We start from the raw sequence: 19,449 nt of genomic DNA, 5'->3' as shown, positions 1-19,449 counted from the left end.
GGGATTTTGCAAAAATATATATTATTATTTTAAACCTGCAATATGTACAGATAAATCGATCAATTTGCTTGAGTATCCGTACTCATTATCATACCAAGAAACTAATTTGAAGAAAGTTGAATTTAATCCAATTCCTGCACCAGCATCGATGATAGAAGTTCTTTTATCTGAGATAAAATCTTGAGATACAACTGCATCTTCAGTATATCCTAAAATACCTTTTAATTCATTTTCAGAAGCTTTTTTCAAAACTGCCATAATTTCTTCGTATGAAGTTTCTTTAGCAACTTTTACCGTTAAATCTACTGTAGAAACGTCAGCAGTAGGAACACGGAAAGCCATACCTGTTAATTTTCCATTTAATTCTGGAATAACTTTTCCAACCGCTTTAGCAGCACCTGTTGAAGAAGGAATGATGTTGATTGCAGCAGCACGTCCACCTCTCCAGTCTTTTCTAGAAGGTCCGTCAGCTGTCATTTGAGTTGAAGTTGTAGCATGAACAGTTGTCATTAAACCTTCAACAATTCCGAAGTTATCGTTGATTACTTTAGCTAAAGGAGCTAAACAGTTTGTAGTACAAGAAGCGTTAGAAACAACTAAATCAGAAGCTTTTGCAGATTCGTGGTTTACTCCCATTACAAACATTGGAGCATCAGCAGAAGGAGCAGAAATGATAACTTTCTTAGCACCACCTTTTAAGTGCTCGCTTGCAGTTTCGATAGTTGTGAAGATACCAGTACATTCAGCAACAACATCTACATCAACTTCGTTCCATTTTAAGTCAGCTGGATTTCTTTCTGCAGTGATACGGATGTTTCTTCCGTTTACATAAAGTTTTCCTTCTTTAACCTCTACAGTTCCATCGAAACGACCGTGAACTGAATCATATTTTAATAAATAAGCTAAGTGATCTACATCTAATAAGTCATTGATTGCAACAACTTCTACGTTATCTCTGTTGAAAGACTCTCTAAAAACGATTCTTCCGATACGTCCAAATCCGTTTATTCCTAATTTTACTTTTGACATTTTACTAAATTTTTGCTTTTGTTTTTATTACACTACTTCAAAGTCTAATTTCCTCACAATAAACTTCTCTTCTTTTTAAACTTTATATTGATTATGTCGACATGATGTCAGACACTCTTAATAATTCTCTATCAATCTCTGATTTCCCTTTAATTGCTTGCTCAAGTGGCGTTAAAATTACTTTATCTTCACGAAGACCAACCATATAATTTGATTTTCCTTCAATTAAAGATTCTACTGCTTTTACTCCTAAACGGCTTGCTAAAACACGGTCAAAACAAGATGGAGAACCACCACGCTGCATATGTCCTAATACTGAAACACGTACATCGTATTCAGGTAAATTAGCTTCTACATAATCTTTTAATTCGAATACGTTTTTACCAATTTTATCTCCTTCAGCAATTACCACAATACTTGATGATTTCCCTGAAGCTTTACTTTTTTGAAGTGAATCCAACAGACGATCTAAACCTAAATCTTCTTCAGGAATAAGAATCTCTTCTGCTCCTGCTCCAATACCTGCATTAAGAGCAATATGACCAGCATCTCTACCCATAACCTCTACAAAAAACAGACGGTTGTGAGAACTTGCTGTATCTCTAATTTTATCGATACAGTCCACAACAGTATTTAAAGCAGTATCATACCCTAAAGTAAAACTTGTACCGTAAATATCATTATCAATTGTACCAGGAATTCCCATAACTGGGAAATCAAATTCTGAATTAAATATTAATCCTCCTGTAAAACTTCCATCTCCTCCAATAACAACCAAAGCATCAACGCCTGCTTTAACAAGGTTTTCGTGTGCCTTTTTTCTACCTTCAGGGGTTCTAAACTCAACTGAACGAGCCGATTTTAAGATCGTTCCACCTTTGTTTACAATATTATTTACACTACGAGGCCCCATCTCTTTGAAGTCGCCTTCAATCATTCCTTGGTACCCTCTATAAATTCCGATGCATTCTATATTGTGATATGCGCAAGTTCGAACAACTGATCTAATTGCAGCATTCATTCCAGGTGAATCTCCTCCTGAGGTAAGAACACCTACTTTTTTTATTGTTTTTGGCATTATTTAAGTATTAAAGTGTAAAATTAGCAAACATTCATCACTTTTCGGGTTGTGATTATCATAAATTAATAAATTCTGTTAAATTCAAACGTTTTCGTTAATAAGTTTTTTCAAGGAAAAAATTTCATTTAAAATAATAAAACGCTATTTTTTTAATTAAATCGTCAAAATTAACAATACCCAAATGAAGTGTTATAAAAATCAGAATTTCTCTCTCACACGAAAAATTCTATTAGAGTCGCTAAATTTAGCACAAAAAAAACCATTATGAGAATAATGGTTTTACAAATGTTTATTTTTAACAAAGTGTTAATAATCATTGTCCGGAATTAACCCTTGATTATTAGTTGGCGTTTGCTGTTGCTGTTCTTTTTTCTTCTTTTCTTCCTCCTTTTTCTTTTTCGCTTCCTCTTCCTTGGCTTTCTTTTTATTTTTCTCCGATTCTTTTTTGCTCGTGAAATTCATATAATCCGGATTCAAATAAGAATCCTGAAGGTCATCTGATGTTTTTGATGCTCTTTCTATTTTATTAGCCTTAAACAGTTTATTTACCAATTCACTAAAAGTATCAAAATCTACTTCATACGAAATACCGACACCTTGTGTATAACCAATCCCTTGACCTATATAATTGATATCATTCTCTTTATTAAACAATCGCAGGTTCATTGTCCCATCTTCATTTACACGATACATAATTTCAATATCTCCAACAATAGCGGATTCATTTACACCACCAACGGGAACTCCAAGCTTACCATTAATTGTAATTCGTTCATTTATTTGAGAAGATATATTGGCCTCAAAACGACCATCGACCTCTTGACCTGTCCTTCTATCGGCAGCAATATAATTTAGATCAATATTTACTTTATCATTATCCGATTTTACAAGTCCCCCAAACAAACTCGAGGCGGTTTCGGTTAGCGTACCTGAGAAATCTCCTTGACTAAACCCATCAGTACTCATAAACGAACCTGTAGACAGTAAGTACAAGGCTTGCGTCTGACGAATATCCTTATCATCCAACTTATATTGAATCTCCGCCTTTAAAACATTACTCACAGATGGAAACTGAATATCGAAATTAGGTTCTGGACTTGCTAAATCCCCTCTTAATCCAATAACCACCTCCACAGGTACTTTTTTATTGAATGAAGAAGTATTATCCAAAAGCACCGCAGGATTAGCCTGAGTTTTATAAACTGCTTCTAAATTTAACTGAGCACGCATCGGGTTTCCTTCCCAAATAATAGATCCTCCTTTTTTAACCGCAAACTTTTTATCGATAAGTCCACCGTATTTAAAGTTATAGGTCCCCTCATATGCTTGGAAATCTCCCCACATATTGAATTTCCCTAAAGTATTGATTTTAAACAAAAGGGATCCATATCCTTTTCCTTTCATACCATGTCCGGAATTTCGGTCTAGAATAACCTCTACTTCCGCATCTGGTGTGATATCAAAATCAAACTCTAGCTCAAGTCCATTGTAGTTTTTTGTTTTTTCTACAATTCCATTGGCCAGATTGTATTTTTCTTTTGGTGTTATAAAATGAATCCAGCTGCTTTCTCCAACACTTTGTGCGTTATTAATAGGAATCTTAACCTCTGTTCCTTTTTCAGATTTGGCATCCACTTTAATAAACAAACTTTCTACAGGACCTCTTATACTTGCCGATCCGTTTATAAAAGCCGTACCAAAGTACGCAGCATCATCACTGTCTTTGGTATCTAGTGCCAGCAATCGTTTAGAAGTAATGTTTAAGTCTAATTTCCAATCACTGAAATTCTTATGCTCAATACTTCCGTTCAACAAACCTTTTGTACCGTATTTAGTATCTGTCAGCTGATTATTTCGAAACAGGAATTTTTCATTAGTCAAATCAATTACTGTACGATCACTAAGCTCATAATCTGTATTTAGGTACGGAATTGTCATTCCAGCTTTTTCCACATATAAACGCCCGTTTATATCCGGTTTTTTTAAATTCCCGATAACAGCTGCATTTCCAGAAACCGTTCCTCTTATATTAGACAAAACATCACCTCCAATAGTTCCTAAAGTAGCCAGATTAAATCCTTCCAACTTCAGACTCATGTCCATAATGGTTTCCTTATTTTCTATAGCAAAAGTTCCACCTGCTCTAAATGATTCTGTAAAGCCATTTTGTATGGATGAATTGACTGTGAATTTTCTAAAAGTTTCATCTCCTGAAATATCAAAGTTCAATGTACCTAATTCAGTCTTGTTCATGACAAGATGATCAATCTTTATGGATGCTGTGGGTTGATAAACATTTTTATTCTGCTTATAATTCACAGTTCCATTCAAATTACCATCAAAAACAAATTTAGAATTGACCGGTGTAATTTTGTTAATATCAACATCTTCAAAATTCAGCTCGAGATCTTTATAATCACTTCCTTTAATAACGCCATTCAAATCAATCTTTTGATTTTCATGCGATAAAACAATATTATCGAATGTGAAGTTTTTAAAATACTGATCAAAGACAATTTGATTATCGTTTTCAGATTTTTCGTTTAGATACCATATATAGTCTTTAAACTTCATCTCTGACTTCTTGATTCCGACAATATTATTTTTGTTTTTATCAATCGTGTGAAACAAATCTATATTGAAATAATCTTCTCCTTCATTTCCTCCTTTAAATTCAGAACGAACAAACAAAGTATCTTTGGCTGTAACATTGATCAAATTAAAATCACGAATCTTATAATACGGTGTTTTTATACTATCTAACTCGACATACGCATTATACAGTGCATTTTTATTATCAATATTGATACGAATATTATCGAAAGTATTTTTTGCAGCTGTAATTTTTTGAGATCTAAAACGGAATTTAAACTCCTGCAAATCAGAATCAATTTTCCCTCTTACAACGGTAGAAGAATCAATATTAATTTCTGGATAAAGCATTTCTACCACTTTATCGTAGACACGGAAATTGAATCGTAAAAACTGTCCTTTTTGTACTTTATAAGGCTTATAATTAGTATACAAACTTCCAACAGAGTTCATAACCAATTTATCTAACTGATCGAATCTGAATTTACCAACGATTTTTCCATCAACAACATCATTGGAACTAATGGTTATGGTTCTTAGTCGATCGGCATCAAAATTAGAGCTCACTGTTACATCATCAAAAACATAACTCGATTTTGGATTTTGATATACAACATCATTCAAGTATATATTTCCTTGAAGATTCTCAATAGAATTCCCTGTGACCTGAACTACAACATCTCCTTTAAAATTAGAAATCGAATCGTTGACAAACTTCAATTTTCTTAAATCTGAATTTTCTACATTAATATGAAAATCGTAACGGTTCTCCCTTTTACTTAAATCAAGCAAACCATCAAAAGTTAAATTCAGATTGGGATCATTAACCGCAATTTGCCCTTTATAATAAGGCAGTTTGAAATTTCCATTAACTACGATATTATTATAAGTGTACTTATTATAATCTAGTTTAGAAATATCTCCTTTAACAATGGTGTTGAGATATTTTTCTGTAAAACCAACTCCATCAATGTCAAGATTTAATGTTGTTCTTCCAACATCTTTTCGATTTAAGACAGCTCCTACATCAAAATTGTTCAGAATAATATTTCCAGAATAAGAGGCTTTATCGATGAAATCCATATTATTCATATGAAGATCAACCTGTCCATCTCCGAGGTCTGTTCCAATTTTAAAGTCTGTTTCTAGTGCAGTTGTCGAAACTTTTGCTTTTCCGACAATATTAAATTTTCCGATTCTTTTAAGTTCAATTGGAAGTTTTTTACCCAAAACTTCAGGAAGCAAAACCACCAAATCATCATAACTGGAAAGTAGTTTATCAAACTTTCCATCCATAGAAAACTTTTGTGTTTTACTACCTAAAAGATTTCTAAAATTAATAGTTCCGTTGATTTTTGATCCGTTAGTATCGCTCAATCTCAATTTAGAAAGCGTCATATTATTCAACGGGCCGTCTAGTTTTGTTTTAAGCTTAAAATGCTGATTTTTCCCTAATCCATCATAAAAATGACGAATATCATTCGTCGCAATTGAAGAGGAATCTATTGCCACATCAAATCGAACTTTATCTGTAAAATCAAGAAAATCTTCTGGTTTGTAATTTAAAACTGCCAAACCATAAATAGAAGATCTTTTGGTTTTAATGGCAAGATTTTCAACTTTAATCTGTTTTTTAGTATAACTGAATTTCCCAGCAAAATTTGAAACATACAAACCACGATGATCCATAAATGAAAAACGGTGAATGGTCGTATTTACATCTGGTCCATACAATTTAAAATCACTTATATAAGCATTTAGCTTTGTAAAATCTAGAAATTTAGGAGTTGTTTTGTTTTCATCGACTACAGAAAATCTTCCTCTTTCGATGTAACCATTTTTTGCAGTTAAAAGGAAATGTTTTGTTGATTTTTTCTTAGGCGTATTGTCCACTTCAAAAGCTTTAATAAACTTATTGATATTGTTTTCGTCTTCGCCTTTGTAAGTTTTCAAATTAAAAATCAAACCTGTCAAACGTAAATCTCCAAAAATTAAATCTCCGTCAAGCAATCTACTGAAACTGGCAATATCTGTGGTGATAATATCAGAATAAATCAATGTTTTTTTATGGTGATCGAGAATGGCAACTTTCTTTAGTTTAACCCCTCCAAAAATATTAATTGCTGTTTTTTCAACATTAATATTTACTTTATAATCTTCGTTTAATCTATTGGTGACGTAGTTCGCAATTTGAGTCTGAACTACAGGAAGAGATAATGTGATAGCCACTACCAACAAAAGTAAAATCAACCCAATTAGGGTTCTAGATATTATTTTCTGTACTTTTTTGATAGCTTCTTTAATTTTAGTTTTCTTTTAAATTTATTTTGAACAGACAAAGAACGGCTGTTTTTGATAAAAATTCTTTAATTTTGGGCCACTGCTTAAATCAAATAAATTTAATAATTTGATTTGTCAAATATAATTCAAAATTTGTGCCTTTATATGCAAAATCAAGAGGTTTTTATTCTAGCCATCGAAAGTTCATGCGATGATACTGCTGCCGCGGTTTTACATAACGACAAAGTATTGTCAAATGTTGTGGCCAATCAATTAATTCATAATCAATACGGGGGTGTTGTTCCCGAATTGGCTTCGCGAGCACATCAGCAGAATATTGTACCTGTAATAGATGCTGCACTTCGTAAAGCAAATGTACAAAAAGAACAGTTAAGCGCAATCGCATTCACGCAGGGTCCGGGCTTAATGGGATCCTTATTGGTTGGAACTTCTTTTAGTAAATCTTTATCATTAGCACTACAAATTCCGTTAATTGCTGTAAATCATATGCATGCCCATATTTTAGCTCATTTTATTGATGAAGAAGGATATGACAAACCCGAATTTCCCTTTTTAGCTTTAACAATCAGCGGAGGTCATACTCAGATTGTAAAAGTGAATAGCTTTTTTGACATGGAAATTATCGGAGAAACGACAGATGATGCTGTGGGTGAAGCATTCGATAAAAGCGCTAAAATTCTTGGACTTCCTTATCCAGGAGGACCTTTAATTGATAAATATGCCAAAGAAGGAAATCCAAAAGCATTTTCTTTTACCAAACCAAAAGTTCCAGGATTAGACTTTAGTTTCTCAGGATTAAAGACAGCCATTTTATATTTCATTCAAAAAAACAAACAGGCAAATCCTAATTTTATTGAGGAAAACCTGAATGATATTTGTGCTTCAATTCAGCATACTATTATTGAAATTTTAATGGATAAAATAAAATTGGCAGTAAAAGAAACCGGAATTACACAAATTGCCATTGGTGGAGGTGTTTCTGCAAATTCAGGAATTAGAGGTACTTTAAAAGAAACTGAAAGCAAATATGGCTGGAAAACTTTTATTCCAAAATTTGAATATACTACAGATAATGCGGCCATGATTGGAATTGTAGGCTATCAAAAATACTTATCAAATCGTTTTGAAACTTCTGCTGTGGTTTCTAAAGCAAGAATTCAATTTTAATCATGCAGTTATTTTTCAATCCGAATATAGACGAAAATACCGAAAGTTTTTCTTTTGATAAAGAAGAAAGCCGTCACATTATAAAAGTGCTTCGAAAAAAAGATTCTGATATTCTTCATGTTACCAATGGTTTTGGATTATTGTTTGAAACCCAGATTACTTTGGCTTCTGACAATAAATGTACTGTTGAAGTACTTTCTATAACCAATGCAGAAAAACCAAAATTTCATCTGCATCTGGCCGTTGCGCCAACAAAAATGAATGATCGTTTTGAATGGTTTTTGGAAAAGGCAACCGAAATTGGAATTCAGGAAATAACGCCAATCTTCTGTGATCGTTCTGAACGAAAAGTAATCAATAGAGACCGTTTCGAAAAAATCATTCTTTCAGCAATGAAACAATGTAACGAAACTTTTTTACCGAAATTGAATGAAGCTATTTCGTTTAAAGAGTTTGTTAAACAGCAAATAAACGGATTACAGTTAATTGCACATTGCGAAGAAACCGATAAAAAATCATTGAAAGAGGTTTTAAAACCAAATGAAGATGTTACCATTTTAATTGGTCCTGAAGGTGATTTTTCTGAAAAGGAAATTGCATTGGCATTAGAAAATAATTACAAGCCTGTAACGTTAGGAAATACACGTTTAAGAACAGAAACAGCTGCGGTTGTAGCTTGTCATAGCGTTGTATTCTTCAACGAATAAAAAAGAGCATTTTAAGCAATGTACAAGACCATTTAAATTATTATGAAAAAAATATTTTACTTACTCTTACTAATTTCTGTTTCTTCTTTTTCACAAGAAATTGCTTTGCTTAAATACAGTGGAGGTGGCGACTGGTATGCCAATCCTACTTCTTTACCAAATCTTATTAGTTTTTGCAATGCCAATATTAATACCCGTATAAAAAACAAACCTTCTACGGTTGAGCCAAGTAATCCTGATTTACTCTCTTATCCTTTTGTTCATATGACTGGACATGGAAATGTCGTTTTTAGTGATTCTGATGTGACCAATCTTAGAAATTATCTTACTGCAGGAGGATTTCTTCATATTGATGATAATTACGGAATGGATCAATTTATTAGAAAAGAAATCAAAAAAATATTTCCAAATAATAATTTAGTCGAAATTCCTGCTAATCACCCTATTTTTCAGAAACCATTTCCTTTTCCAAACGGATTGCCGAAAATTCATGAGCATGACGGGACGCGTCCACAAGCTTTTGGGATTTTTATCGACAATAAATTAGTTTTACTTTATACGTATGAATGCGATTTAGGCGACGGCTGGGAAGATGCTGAAGTGCACAATGACCCTGCAAATGTCAGAGATAAAGCTTTAAAAATGGGCGCTAACATTATTAATTATATTTTTACCAATTAAATTTTAAAAAGTGCAGTTAACTCACGAAGAAAATCAATTTGAGAGAAAAACTTTTCCTATTACTTTAGTTTGCGATCATATTTATTTTCAGCAAAATATTGGTTCTTTATTTAGAATTTCCGAAGCTTTTGGAGTAGAGAATATTATCTTTTTCGGAAAAGACATTCCGATGACACCTCGCAAAATAAATAAAACTTCTCGAAGCACACATCTTCATGTTTCTCATTCTGTAATTGAAGAATTTACCGAATTAAAATCTTTTCTTCTAGATCAAGATTTTGAAATTATTTCTCTTGAAATCGCTTCAAACAGTAAACCTTTAAAAGAAGTTATCATTCCGGAAAATAAAAAAATAGCCCTTTTAATTGGCAGCGAAATAAACGGAATATCAGACGAACTGCTACAACTTTCTCATCAAATCGTTCACATTAATATGTTTGGTAAAAACAGCAGTATGAATGTAGTACAAGCAACAAGTATTGCACTTTACGAGCTTACTTCTTTATAAAAAAATCGAACTTTTTACCTTTTTTCTAAACGTATTCTTTAATTTTTAAAGAGTTTCTTTTATTTAAATTATCGTTTAAATGCAAATATTTACGACAAAATACATTTAAATAAACAAAATAAAAGAAAAATCTTATTAATACTACTGATTGCTTTTTTGTAAAAACCAGCAATTACAAGGGGTTCTAAAAATTCTTACAAAATAACTGTTATAAAATTTTTCTGTAATTTATTTTTGTTATAAAATTGTGTTAATATTTAACTAATCAACATTTTTATAACAAAAACCCAAATTATTATGAAAAAAGTTATTATTACCACATTTGCAGCTTTAATGCTGTTTGCTTGTCAAAATGAACAATCTGAATCTGCTGGCTCAGATACAGTTGCAGCATCAAGAAGAGGATGTGCAACTCAGGAAGTTTTGGAAGCACAATTAAAAGCCAATCCTGCGTTAGCCATTAAAATGAATGAAATTGAAGCTTTTACAGCCAAACATTCTATTGGCAATTTTACAGGCCGTTTAGTAAATGGTAAAATCGAAATTCCTGTTGTCGTAAATGTGCTGTACAGAACAACTGCACAAAACATTTCAGACGCACAAATTCAATCACAAATTGATGTATTAAACAAAGATTTTAATGCTTTAAACTCCGATTACAATAATGTACCTGCTTTATTTTCTGGAGTTAAAGCAAATATTGGGATTACGTTTAAATTGGATCAAATTATTAGAAAATCAACTACCAAAACTTCGTGGGGAACAAATGATGCTATGAAAAAAACAGCTCAAGGCGGAATTGCTCCTACTTCTCCAACTACAAAACTAAACCTTTGGTCTTGTAATATTGGAGGTGGAATTTTAGGTTACGCTCAATTCCCAGGCGGAGCTTCTTCTACTGATGGAGTCGTAATCGATTCTCGCTATTTTGGATTATCTGGTGCTGCAAACGCTCCATTTAACTTAGGAAGAACTGGAACTCACGAAGTAGGCCACTGGATGAATTTACGCCACATTTGGGGAGATGCAACTTGCGGAAGTGATCTTGTAGCAGATACTCCAACTCATAATGAAGAAAACTATGGTGTACCAGCTTACCCACATTACAGTACTTGTTCAGGAACACCTGTAGAAATGACAATGAACTACATGGATTATGTGGATGATGCTGCCATGTATATGTTTTCAACAGGTCAAAAAAACAGAATTGCGGCAATATTTACATCTGGAGGTGCTAGAGCTGCATTTGCACAATAATTGCTAACAAAATAACTACTTAAAGCGAGATTTAATAGATCTCGCTTTTTTTGTTTAGACTATAATTTTAAAATGCTTTTTGCTATATTTATATTCTAAATTTTAAACATGATCACGTCAAAAACTATTTCGAACGGAATTTTAAGAGCATTAGCAACCATCTTAATAATTGGTATCGTTTTATATTTTTTATACAGCATTCAGACCGTAATTGTATACTTATGCGTTTCATTGCTTTTATGCCTACTTTCAAATCCGCTGATTTTATTTTTAAAAAATAAACTAAAATTCAGCAATACTATGGCAGCCTCAACTACAATTATTCTTTTTGTTTTTTTAATTGTTGGTTTTATTCTGTTGTTTGTTCCTTTAATTATTTCGCAGGCCAATAATTTAGCGTTATTAGATACGGCACATCTTCAGGCAAAATTTATGGAAACAGAAACTCATCTTGAAGAATATTTCAACATTCAACATATTGATTTAAATAAAGTTATAAAAGATTCTAAACTTACTTCTGTATTAGATTTCAGTTATTTTACAGGATTTATCAATTCTATTATCAATTTTATGGCTGATATGGGAATGGGATTGGTTTCTGTGTTTTTTATTACTTTCTTTTTTATTAAAGATCAAGCCATTTTTAAAGATCAAGCCAGAAGAATACTTCCTGATTCTAATGAAGATAAAATTTTAAATTCTATTACCAAAATCAACCATTTACTGACTCGTTATTTTATTGGTTTGCTATTGCAATTAATTGTGGTCTTTATTCTTTATTTGATTGTCTTATTAATCTTTGGAAATAAAAATGCCTTTGTAATTGCTTTTTTATGTGCAATCTTAAATATCATTCCTTATTTAGGACCAATTATCGGAACTACATTAGCCGCAATTTTGACTATGATCAGCATGATTGGAATGGATTTTCAATCGGAAATACTTCCAAAAACAATTTATGTTGTAGTTGGCTTTTTATTGGTTCAGGCAATTGACAATAATATTAGTCAGCCGATAATTTCCTCAAAAAGTGTAAATTCGCACCCGTTAGAAATATTCTTGATTATCTTAATTAGTGGTATCACATTTGGAATTGTCGGAATGATTATCGCAGTTCCGGCGTTTACCATGATTAAAGTAATTTTAAAAGAATTTTTTCCTAACAATAAAATTGTCTCCGTATTAACCGAAAGAATTTAGTTTTGAACACTTCTATTTTGCATCCGGATATTCAGAAATTTATAATTCAGAATACTGGTGCAGACCTTAAAAAATTGGCGCTTCAGAAAAACCCTTTTCCTGAAGTCGACTGGATTTTAATTTTAAATCAAATTGAAGCCCGATCAAAAGCAAAAGATAAGCTTGCGACTTGGTTTGCTGCAGAAAATATTATTTATCCTAGTAAAGTTTCGGTCGAACAAACTTCTTCAGAAAAAACTGCCGCTTACAAAGCCGATTTAATTTCTGGAGAAACTTTAATTGATCTTACGGGTGGTTTTGGCATTGATGATTATTATTTTTCGAAGAAATTTAAGTCCATAACACATTGTGAAATAAATGAAGAATTATCCGAAATTGTAAAACAGAATTTCGAAAGGCTTCAAGTTAAAAACTGTACTTTTTATTCAGGAGATTCTATTCATTTATTGGAAGATTCCAACCAAAAATACGATTGGATTTATATTGATCCTTCACGAAGAAATGATGTAAAAGGCAAAGTTTTTATGCTTAAAGACTGTCTTCCAAATGTTCCTGAATTATTAGATTTTTATTTTGAAAAAGCAGAGCGTATTTTAATTAAAACTGCTCCATTACTAGATATTTCAGCAGGATTATCAGAACTTAAAAATGTAAAGAATATTCATATCATTGCGCTGGAAAATGAAGTAAAAGAGCTTTTGTTTGAAATTCACAAAAATTATTCGGGCGAAATAAAAATCAAAACTGCCAATATTTTAAAAGAAAGTATTGAAACTTTTGAGTTTATTTTAGGCGAAGATTCTTTCTCTCTTTACGATTTTCCCAAAAAATATCTTTACGAACCCAATTCGGCAATTATGAAATCTGGAGGCTTTGATGAAATAAGTACCGCTTTTCAAATTGATAAATTGCATAAACATTCTCATTTATATACATCAGAAAATTTAATTGATTTTCCTGGACGAAAATTTGAGATTCAAAAAGTCATTTCATACAATAAAAATGAAATGAAAAATGAACTCTTAAATCAGCAGGCCAATATCACAACTCGTAATTTTCCTGAAACTGTAGAAAACATTAGAAAAAAATGGAAAATAAAAAATGGAGGTAATTTGTATTGTTTTTTTACAACAGATGTAAAAGATAACAAAATAGTTTTAATTTGCACCAAAATAATCTAAGCAATGAAAAAACTATTTACACTAACTATTTTCTTATTAACCCTTACCGCATTTGCACAAAAACCATGTGAATACAGTGTAAATGTAAACGATTCAATCGGATCTTATAAAATAACAAATGAATACCTAATGAGTGAGAAATATTTTGGCGGAAGCTTTAATTATATTTTCTTCTCTCTAGCTCAAACGGACGGATTGCCAACTTTGAATCTTCAATCTATTCAAAAAAGTAAAGATTTTATTAAGGCCAATTGTTTTGATAAAAATTCAAAAATCTTTTTACAATTAGAAAACGGAAAAATTGTAACACTAATGCACATCAATCAGGAAAATTGCGGAACATTGGTTCGTGATGAAAAAGGTTTTGACAATCGAATTAACACCGGAATTTTCATGTTCATGAAAGACAATTATGAAGAGCTTAAAAAATCACCGATTTCACTCATGCGAATTAAATATCTTACCAACATAGAAGATTATATTGTAAAACGTGAACTTACTTCTGAGCTTACCGGCAAGGTTACAAATCCGAATACTTATTTCATGGAAAACATAAGATGTGTTGAATAATTAATCACATTTCCATTTTTGGTTGGCCACTTTATCTTTTAAACCTGTTTTTAAATTATAATGCCACCATTCTGAATCGAATGAATTGAAGCCATTTTTTATCATTGTACTTTTCAAATAAGCTCTTTTAGAAAGGATTTCTTTAGAAAGTTGTTTGAAATTGTGACTGGCCTGAATTCCAAAAAAGTCAAAAGGAGTTCCCATATCCACTTCTTTTCCGGTTATATCAACTATAGAAATATCAACGGCTCCTCCTCTATTATGGATGGAGCCTTTTTTTGGATCTGCAACATATTCAGGATTCGATACAATCTCCCACATCTTTTTCTGAATGTCTAAAGGTCTGTAACAATCGTATAATTTTATCCGATATCCTTTTTTCAAAAAATCTTTGTTGGCTGCAATTAAGGCTTTGACCGTTTTTAGACGCAGCATACATTCTGCACAATCATAGACTTTTGCTTTCAAAAAATTATCCTCAGTCGCGTATTTCATATCATAGATAAAATCATTGCTGTAATCTCTTAATTTTACAAATGTTGTATCTGAAATCTGCGAATCTGCCTCACTTGTATAAGCCTCATGTTGTGCTTGTAATGATGAAAAACAGAATAAAAAACCAATTACTAATTTTGAAAAACGCTTCATTTCTTCCTAATTTTTAAAAATTGAAATTAAGCAAAAAAACTCAAAAAGGTGGCTATTCTTAAGTCTTCTTTCCATTAAAAAATTATTGTTTTGATTTTTACAAACGTCTAAATCTTCTTTTAAAAGAAATATAATTTTAATATCTTTATAAAAACCAGCCCCTTATAGGTTTACAAATCACAGTATTAATTCTAAAAACAGTTATTATGAATTTCAAAACCAAATATATTTCTTTAGTCTTACTGAGTAGTTTCTTATTTGTTTGCTGCAAGAAAGAAATTATAAAAAGTGTTCCTACAACCGATTCTACTTCCATCAAAACAGAAGCTTTAAAAACCGACAGTACTGTAATGAATCCGACAGATTCTCTATATACTTTAGTAGATAAAAGCGTGATTGGCACTCAGTTTTTAACCAAAAGCAGCCTAGCTCCAAGATTAAAAAAGTTAATGGGAACTGAAGATTACGATCAAATGGTAAAATACTGGAATACAGAAACGCCTTTTGAAAAACAAGAAAATATACTTCATGCGTGGGGATGTAAACAACACGATTGCAATACTTATTCTTACGATCTTTATATTGATGTTAAAAACAATAAAATAAATGTCTATAAGTTCACTGAATCGAAACTTACTGTTCTTAAGGAAGATAATTTTGATATTGAAATAAAAGACAACTTTTTGAAAGATTTGAATATTAAAAAAGAAAACGCCGTTACTAAGGATAAGAAATAAAATCTGCTTTACTAATTAATTCAGCATTTCTTCTTTGCGTTTTTTTATATTAGCTGTAGCTAAATTCAATTTCAAATATCAATGTCAGAACCAGAAACATGGAGCGAAGTTTATCTTCAAAAACATAGTTATTTTCAAAATGTAGAAAAAGTACTTGCTACAAACCTAGGTCTTTCTGAATTGAAAAGTGGTAAACTGATTATCAGAAATGAAAAAGGAATTCGCGAAAATGAAATAGAAATAGATCATGTCTGGATTGTTAACATAGCCAAATCTTTTGTTGGCTGGGGATATGTTTTTGAGGTAAAATTTAAAAACAATACATTTCGTGAAAAGGAAAACCCAGCAAAACTAATACAAGGTCTACTTCTTTTTTCGGATAATAAGTCTGAAATTTTCACCTTAACCACAAATGATGCGTCTAATGAAATGATTAAATCTTTTAATTTTAATTTATTTGAAACTAGTGATTATCTCACGCATGGAATAAATTATACGATCAGAATTATTGCAAACCATATTGATACATTCATCACTGTTTCTAATCCTAATACAGAAGATTGGAAAAAATGGGAGGGTAAAATTTCTGAGCTTAGTAAAAAACTAGCGGATCAATCGGGCAATATAAAAATGAAAGATTTTTTCAAATAATCTTTAAAAATTTAGATTTCTCCCATCATCAAAATATTTTCTTTTACGCCTTTATTTTTCAACATTCTAAAGTGCGAACGTACTGCATGATAAAAGGGATAAGAAGTGTAAGGCAGATTGTATTCTTTTGCATAACGTCTTATAATTGGTGTAATGTATGGATAATAAGTATGCCCTACCCCAGGAAAAAGATGATGTGCCACATGATGTGTAAATCCACCATAGAGAAAATTAGCTAATTTGCTTTCTGTACTAAAATCTTTGGTTACAATCATTTGATGCAGTGCCCACGTGGCAGAAAGATTACCTTCTTCATCGGTGCCCGGAAAATTGGCATCTTCGTCAACATGTGTAGAAACCAAAGCGACAACTCCAAGAGCACTTCCGCACATGTGCATCAAGAGCCAAGCAAAAAGAACTGTATACCAAGGCTGATTTAAAAGTATCATAGGAATAAAAAGTATGTAAAGCAGATTGATAATTTTGGCTGCAAATAAACGATAGATTTCTTGTCTCGGAATTTTCTCTACTACTTTTTTTACATAATTATCTTTCTTACCAAAAAAATCTTTGAAGTCTCTAATGTAAATCCAGTTAAGACTGTAAAGCGGATAGATAAACCACATATAAATATGCTGATATTTATGATAATCAAATAATGGGCTATTAGGAAAAATTCTAATGATATTGCTTTGTTTGATATCTACGTCCCAATCGGGAACGTTTGGATAAGCATGATGAAGCCCAATATGTCGTCGCATCCAGAGCCAGTGATTGCTACCAAACAATTCTAAAACATACAAAAACCACTGATTGTGTTTTGGCTTTTTAAACAAAGCTCCGTGGGCAGCATCATGAAAGGCGTTAATAAATAGAACAATCATTGTAATTCCACACAAAATGTAAAATAGAAAAAGTAAAGATGTCTGGTTTCCAAAGATTAAGATACAGCTGTAAAACAGAAAGAAAACAGCTAAAAGTCCTAAAGACTTGACAACATTCAACAGATACAGCGATGAGTTATTTAAGACGGTTTCATTCACTTCTAAACGCATCTTTTTAAAAAAATCATCGGTTCCAGATTTTGCATAAACTGGTCGTTTTAATTTTTCCATATGGTTACTGGCTAGAAATTGTTCTATCAAATTTAATAAAAAAAAACTTAACCAATTACAATACAAGCGTTTAAAACAATCCTTATTAAACAAAAAACCACTCTTAAAAGAGTGGTTAGATTGTTTGGTTACATTTGTAAGGTTTAGATATTTTTGGAAAAATATTTAGATTATTCCTCAAATTTTTTCTCTGCCAGTTTCAGTCTAATATTATGAATACGATCTTCGATATCTTCTAAATCATTCAGCATATTTTGCTTTTCATAAACTGCTCCGGCTTCATTAACCATATTTTGCCCATCTTCTGGAGCAAAAAGATCATTTAAATCTACGTCGGGAAAATTTTTACTTAAACTAAGAATAAATTCAGAGCCTATATTTGCCGTACCATGTAAATATCTCCCAATCATTGCGGGGCTAAATCCTAAAATTTCACCCACCTCCTTTTGCTTTAATCCTTTAGCCTTAAAGAATTTGCTTAATTTCTCGTTATACATCATTTCCTAAATCAAAAAAAAATATAGTTTAAATATATTTTTTAACATTAAAAAGAATAAATAATATAATATTATTCTTACATTTACATTTTTATAAAAACACCATTTAATAATTAGCAAATATATGTCAAAATTAATCAAAAATAGCAATTTTAAAGAAGATAATTCTCACAACGAAAAAGCTTATGAATTTATTGACAAGCATTTACCAGTAACCTATGTTGATCTTACAATTTCATGTTTAATTAAAAAAGGAGCTGTTGCACCAAGCAAAGCACTGGTTAGAAATGTAAGAAACAAAACTATTGTACGAAATGACATTTTATTGGCGTTAGTAGAAGTAGCATATGAAAATAAAGAAGCTATTGAAAGAATAAAACTTCTTACTTCTTAAAGGGTGATTTTTTCCAAAATTCTAAAATCAAAACTTAAATATATGACCGAAAGAAATAAAAATAACAAACAACAAACCAAATCCATTAAAAATCATTTTAGTGTTTTGCTGAAAAACGATGATTCGACGATTATTCCTTTTTTGTATGGAATGACAATTGAAGAATATAAGGAAGGTGTAGAAATTCACTCTAAATGCTTTGATCAAATTAAAATGGTAAAAGTTTTATCTGATTTATAATTTAGAGGAATTATCAAATTTAGAAAATCCCCATGTTTTCGGGTTTTATCGTAAATCCCAATCGAAGCATACTTTTATGTTCCTGATAATCTATTAAACTTTCTGTATAACCGACAAACCATTGCAAAGTGATGTAATAATTTTCATCTTTGTATGGTCTCCAGTTGAGCTGCGTTTGTAAAGAGCCATAATTAATGAGGCCGCTTCCTTTTCTAAAAAGAACATCTGCACTCCATCTTCCCGGTTGTATTTGATATGTGGCACTTGCTTCTCCATAACCAACATATTTAGTCAATCCTGGATTATCTTCTTTATCTACTAATGGAATCCATCCTCGTATACCAACGGTCCATCTTGGAGAAACTTGCGATTTTAGAGAAAAAGCCAGCATGTTCCAGGTTCTAGAGTAAATAGAATCACGTCCGTTTGATTCATGTTCCATTGAAATTGTTCCGTAAGTAAGTCTTCCTCCTTTTAAATAAAAAGGGCGAACAATAGCAACTCCTGGATTGAAATTAATTTCTGAGAATGGTTTTGAACTTGCATAAATATCCCAAAAGGCTTTTTGCGTGTACATTAGATAGGGGAAAAAGCCTCCCCATAATGGTTTTGAGTTGAGTCTAAGCTTAAAACTAACCTGATATTTTACATCTGCAGAATTGCGTGTAACGGCTTCATTTAAAGGGATACCAGTTAAAAAGTAATTGTCTCTATGAACAGAAAAACTATGTTCTTTTAAAAGTGAATCTGCTGCCCGAAAGTTCTTTTTTTCTTCTACAATTTGGGAATTTACTGTGATTGAAAACAAAAGGAAATAAGTGAATAGGTATTTAAAGTACATTTTTATCATTTAAATTAGAGCTTAATAGTAAGCTTTTATACTAATGTACGTT

19 protein-coding genes are annotated in these 19,449 nt (G+C 31.6%); 12 read left to right on the top strand and 7 right to left on the bottom strand.

The window, feature by feature from the left end; translation table 11 throughout:
- Window positions 1-24: 24 nt before the first annotated feature.
- The 3 genes from gap to NQQ59_RS10460 form a co-directional block, all read right to left on the bottom strand.
- The gene (gap, locus tag NQQ59_RS10470) at window positions 25-1,029 is read right to left on the bottom strand and encodes a type I glyceraldehyde-3-phosphate dehydrogenase (RefSeq protein WP_144219089.1); all 1,005 of its coding nucleotides are present in this window, start codon (window positions 1,027-1,029) and stop codon (window positions 25-27) included.
- Window positions 1,030-1,120: 91 nt separating this feature from the next.
- Entirely contained in the window at window positions 1,121-2,107 is a 987-nt protein-coding gene (gene pfkA / locus NQQ59_RS10465) for a 6-phosphofructokinase (RefSeq protein ID WP_144219088.1), read from the bottom strand.
- 309 nt (window positions 2,108-2,416) lie between these two features.
- Entirely contained in the window at window positions 2,417-6,952 is a 4,536-nt protein-coding gene (locus NQQ59_RS10460) for a translocation/assembly module TamB domain-containing protein (protein WP_144219087.1), read from the bottom strand.
- A 195-nt stretch (window positions 6,953-7,147) separates the two neighbouring features.
- On the opposite strand from NQQ59_RS10460, the gene tsaD reads away from it, so the two are divergent.
- The 8 genes from tsaD (at window position 7,148) to NQQ59_RS10420 (ending at window position 14,274) form a co-directional block, all read left to right on the top strand.
- Entirely contained in the window at window positions 7,148-8,170 is a 1,023-nt protein-coding gene (gene tsaD, locus NQQ59_RS10455; RefSeq protein ID WP_144219086.1) for a tRNA (adenosine(37)-N6)-threonylcarbamoyltransferase complex transferase subunit TsaD, read from the top strand.
- Window positions 8,171-8,172: 2 nt separating this feature from the next.
- A complete protein-coding gene (locus NQQ59_RS10450; protein WP_144219085.1) occupies window positions 8,173-8,877 on the top strand; it encodes a 16S rRNA (uracil(1498)-N(3))-methyltransferase in 705 nt (234 codons plus the stop codon).
- Window positions 8,878-8,919: 42 nt separating this feature from the next.
- Window positions 8,920-9,558, top strand: a complete 639-nt coding sequence (locus tag NQQ59_RS10445) for a DUF4159 domain-containing protein (protein WP_144219084.1) — start codon at window positions 8,920-8,922, stop codon at window positions 9,556-9,558.
- 10 nt (window positions 9,559-9,568) lie between these two features.
- Window positions 9,569-10,066: a TrmH family RNA methyltransferase gene (locus NQQ59_RS10440; RefSeq protein ID WP_144219083.1), complete on the top strand. Its 498-nt coding sequence runs from the start codon at window positions 9,569-9,571 to the stop codon at window positions 10,064-10,066.
- 297 nt (window positions 10,067-10,363) lie between these two features.
- The gene (locus tag NQQ59_RS10435) at window positions 10,364-11,323 is read left to right on the top strand and encodes a zinc metalloprotease (RefSeq protein WP_144219082.1); all 960 of its coding nucleotides are present in this window, start codon (window positions 10,364-10,366) and stop codon (window positions 11,321-11,323) included.
- Window positions 11,324-11,431: 108 nt separating this feature from the next.
- The gene (locus tag NQQ59_RS10430; protein WP_144219081.1) at window positions 11,432-12,523 is read left to right on the top strand and encodes an AI-2E family transporter; all 1,092 of its coding nucleotides are present in this window, start codon (window positions 11,432-11,434) and stop codon (window positions 12,521-12,523) included.
- Between the two features lie 2 nt (window positions 12,524-12,525).
- On the top strand, window positions 12,526-13,704 hold the full coding sequence (locus NQQ59_RS10425; protein WP_144219080.1) for a class I SAM-dependent methyltransferase: 1,179 nt from the start codon (window positions 12,526-12,528) through the stop codon (window positions 13,702-13,704).
- 3 nt (window positions 13,705-13,707) lie between these two features.
- On the top strand, window positions 13,708-14,274 hold the full coding sequence (locus tag NQQ59_RS10420; RefSeq protein ID WP_144219079.1) for a hypothetical protein: 567 nt from the start codon (window positions 13,708-13,710) through the stop codon (window positions 14,272-14,274).
- On the opposite strand, the gene NQQ59_RS10415 is transcribed toward NQQ59_RS10420, so the two are convergent.
- Window positions 14,275-14,922 carry a M15 family metallopeptidase gene (locus tag NQQ59_RS10415; RefSeq protein ID WP_144219078.1) on the bottom strand — a complete coding sequence of 216 codons (648 nt, stop codon included), beginning with the start codon at window positions 14,920-14,922 and terminating at the stop codon, window positions 14,275-14,277.
- A 206-nt stretch (window positions 14,923-15,128) separates the two neighbouring features.
- Here NQQ59_RS10415 and NQQ59_RS10410 point away from each other — a divergent pair, with 206 nt between their 5' ends.
- A complete protein-coding gene (locus NQQ59_RS10410) occupies window positions 15,129-15,659 on the top strand; it encodes a hypothetical protein (protein ID WP_144219077.1) in 531 nt (176 codons plus the stop codon).
- Window positions 15,660-15,740: 81 nt separating this feature from the next.
- Window positions 15,741-16,310 carry a hypothetical protein gene (locus NQQ59_RS10405; RefSeq protein ID WP_144219076.1) on the top strand — a complete coding sequence of 190 codons (570 nt, stop codon included), beginning with the start codon at window positions 15,741-15,743 and terminating at the stop codon, window positions 16,308-16,310.
- Between the two features lie 11 nt (window positions 16,311-16,321).
- On the opposite strand, the gene NQQ59_RS10400 is transcribed toward NQQ59_RS10405, so the two are convergent.
- Window positions 16,322-17,425: a fatty acid desaturase family protein gene (locus NQQ59_RS10400; protein WP_144219075.1), complete on the bottom strand. Its 1,104-nt coding sequence runs from the start codon at window positions 17,423-17,425 to the stop codon at window positions 16,322-16,324.
- A 170-nt stretch (window positions 17,426-17,595) separates the two neighbouring features.
- Entirely contained in the window at window positions 17,596-17,925 is a 330-nt protein-coding gene (locus NQQ59_RS10395) for a helix-turn-helix domain-containing protein (RefSeq protein ID WP_144219074.1), read from the bottom strand.
- A gap of 121 nt (window positions 17,926-18,046) precedes the next feature.
- On the opposite strand from NQQ59_RS10395, the gene NQQ59_RS10390 reads away from it, so the two are divergent.
- Window positions 18,047-18,316 carry a hypothetical protein gene (locus NQQ59_RS10390; RefSeq protein ID WP_144219073.1) on the top strand — a complete coding sequence of 90 codons (270 nt, stop codon included), beginning with the start codon at window positions 18,047-18,049 and terminating at the stop codon, window positions 18,314-18,316.
- Between the two features lie 42 nt (window positions 18,317-18,358).
- Complete coding sequence (locus tag NQQ59_RS10385) at window positions 18,359-18,556, top strand: hypothetical protein (RefSeq protein WP_144219072.1); 198 nt, start codon at window positions 18,359-18,361, stop codon at window positions 18,554-18,556.
- Window positions 18,557-18,575: 19 nt separating this feature from the next.
- On the opposite strand, the gene NQQ59_RS10380 is transcribed toward NQQ59_RS10385, so the two are convergent.
- On the bottom strand, window positions 18,576-19,397 hold the full coding sequence (locus tag NQQ59_RS10380; RefSeq protein ID WP_144219071.1) for a phospholipase A: 822 nt from the start codon (window positions 19,395-19,397) through the stop codon (window positions 18,576-18,578).
- Between the last annotated feature and the right edge of the window lie 52 nt (window positions 19,398-19,449).

Origin of the sequence: Flavobacterium panacis (genome assembly GCF_024649945.1) — a bacterium.
Lineage (GTDB): Bacteria > Bacteroidota > Bacteroidia > Flavobacteriales > Flavobacteriaceae > Flavobacterium > Flavobacterium panacis.
The sequence above is the reverse complement of the archived record's forward strand: the minus strand, read 5'-3'. Positions and strand labels throughout refer to the sequence as shown.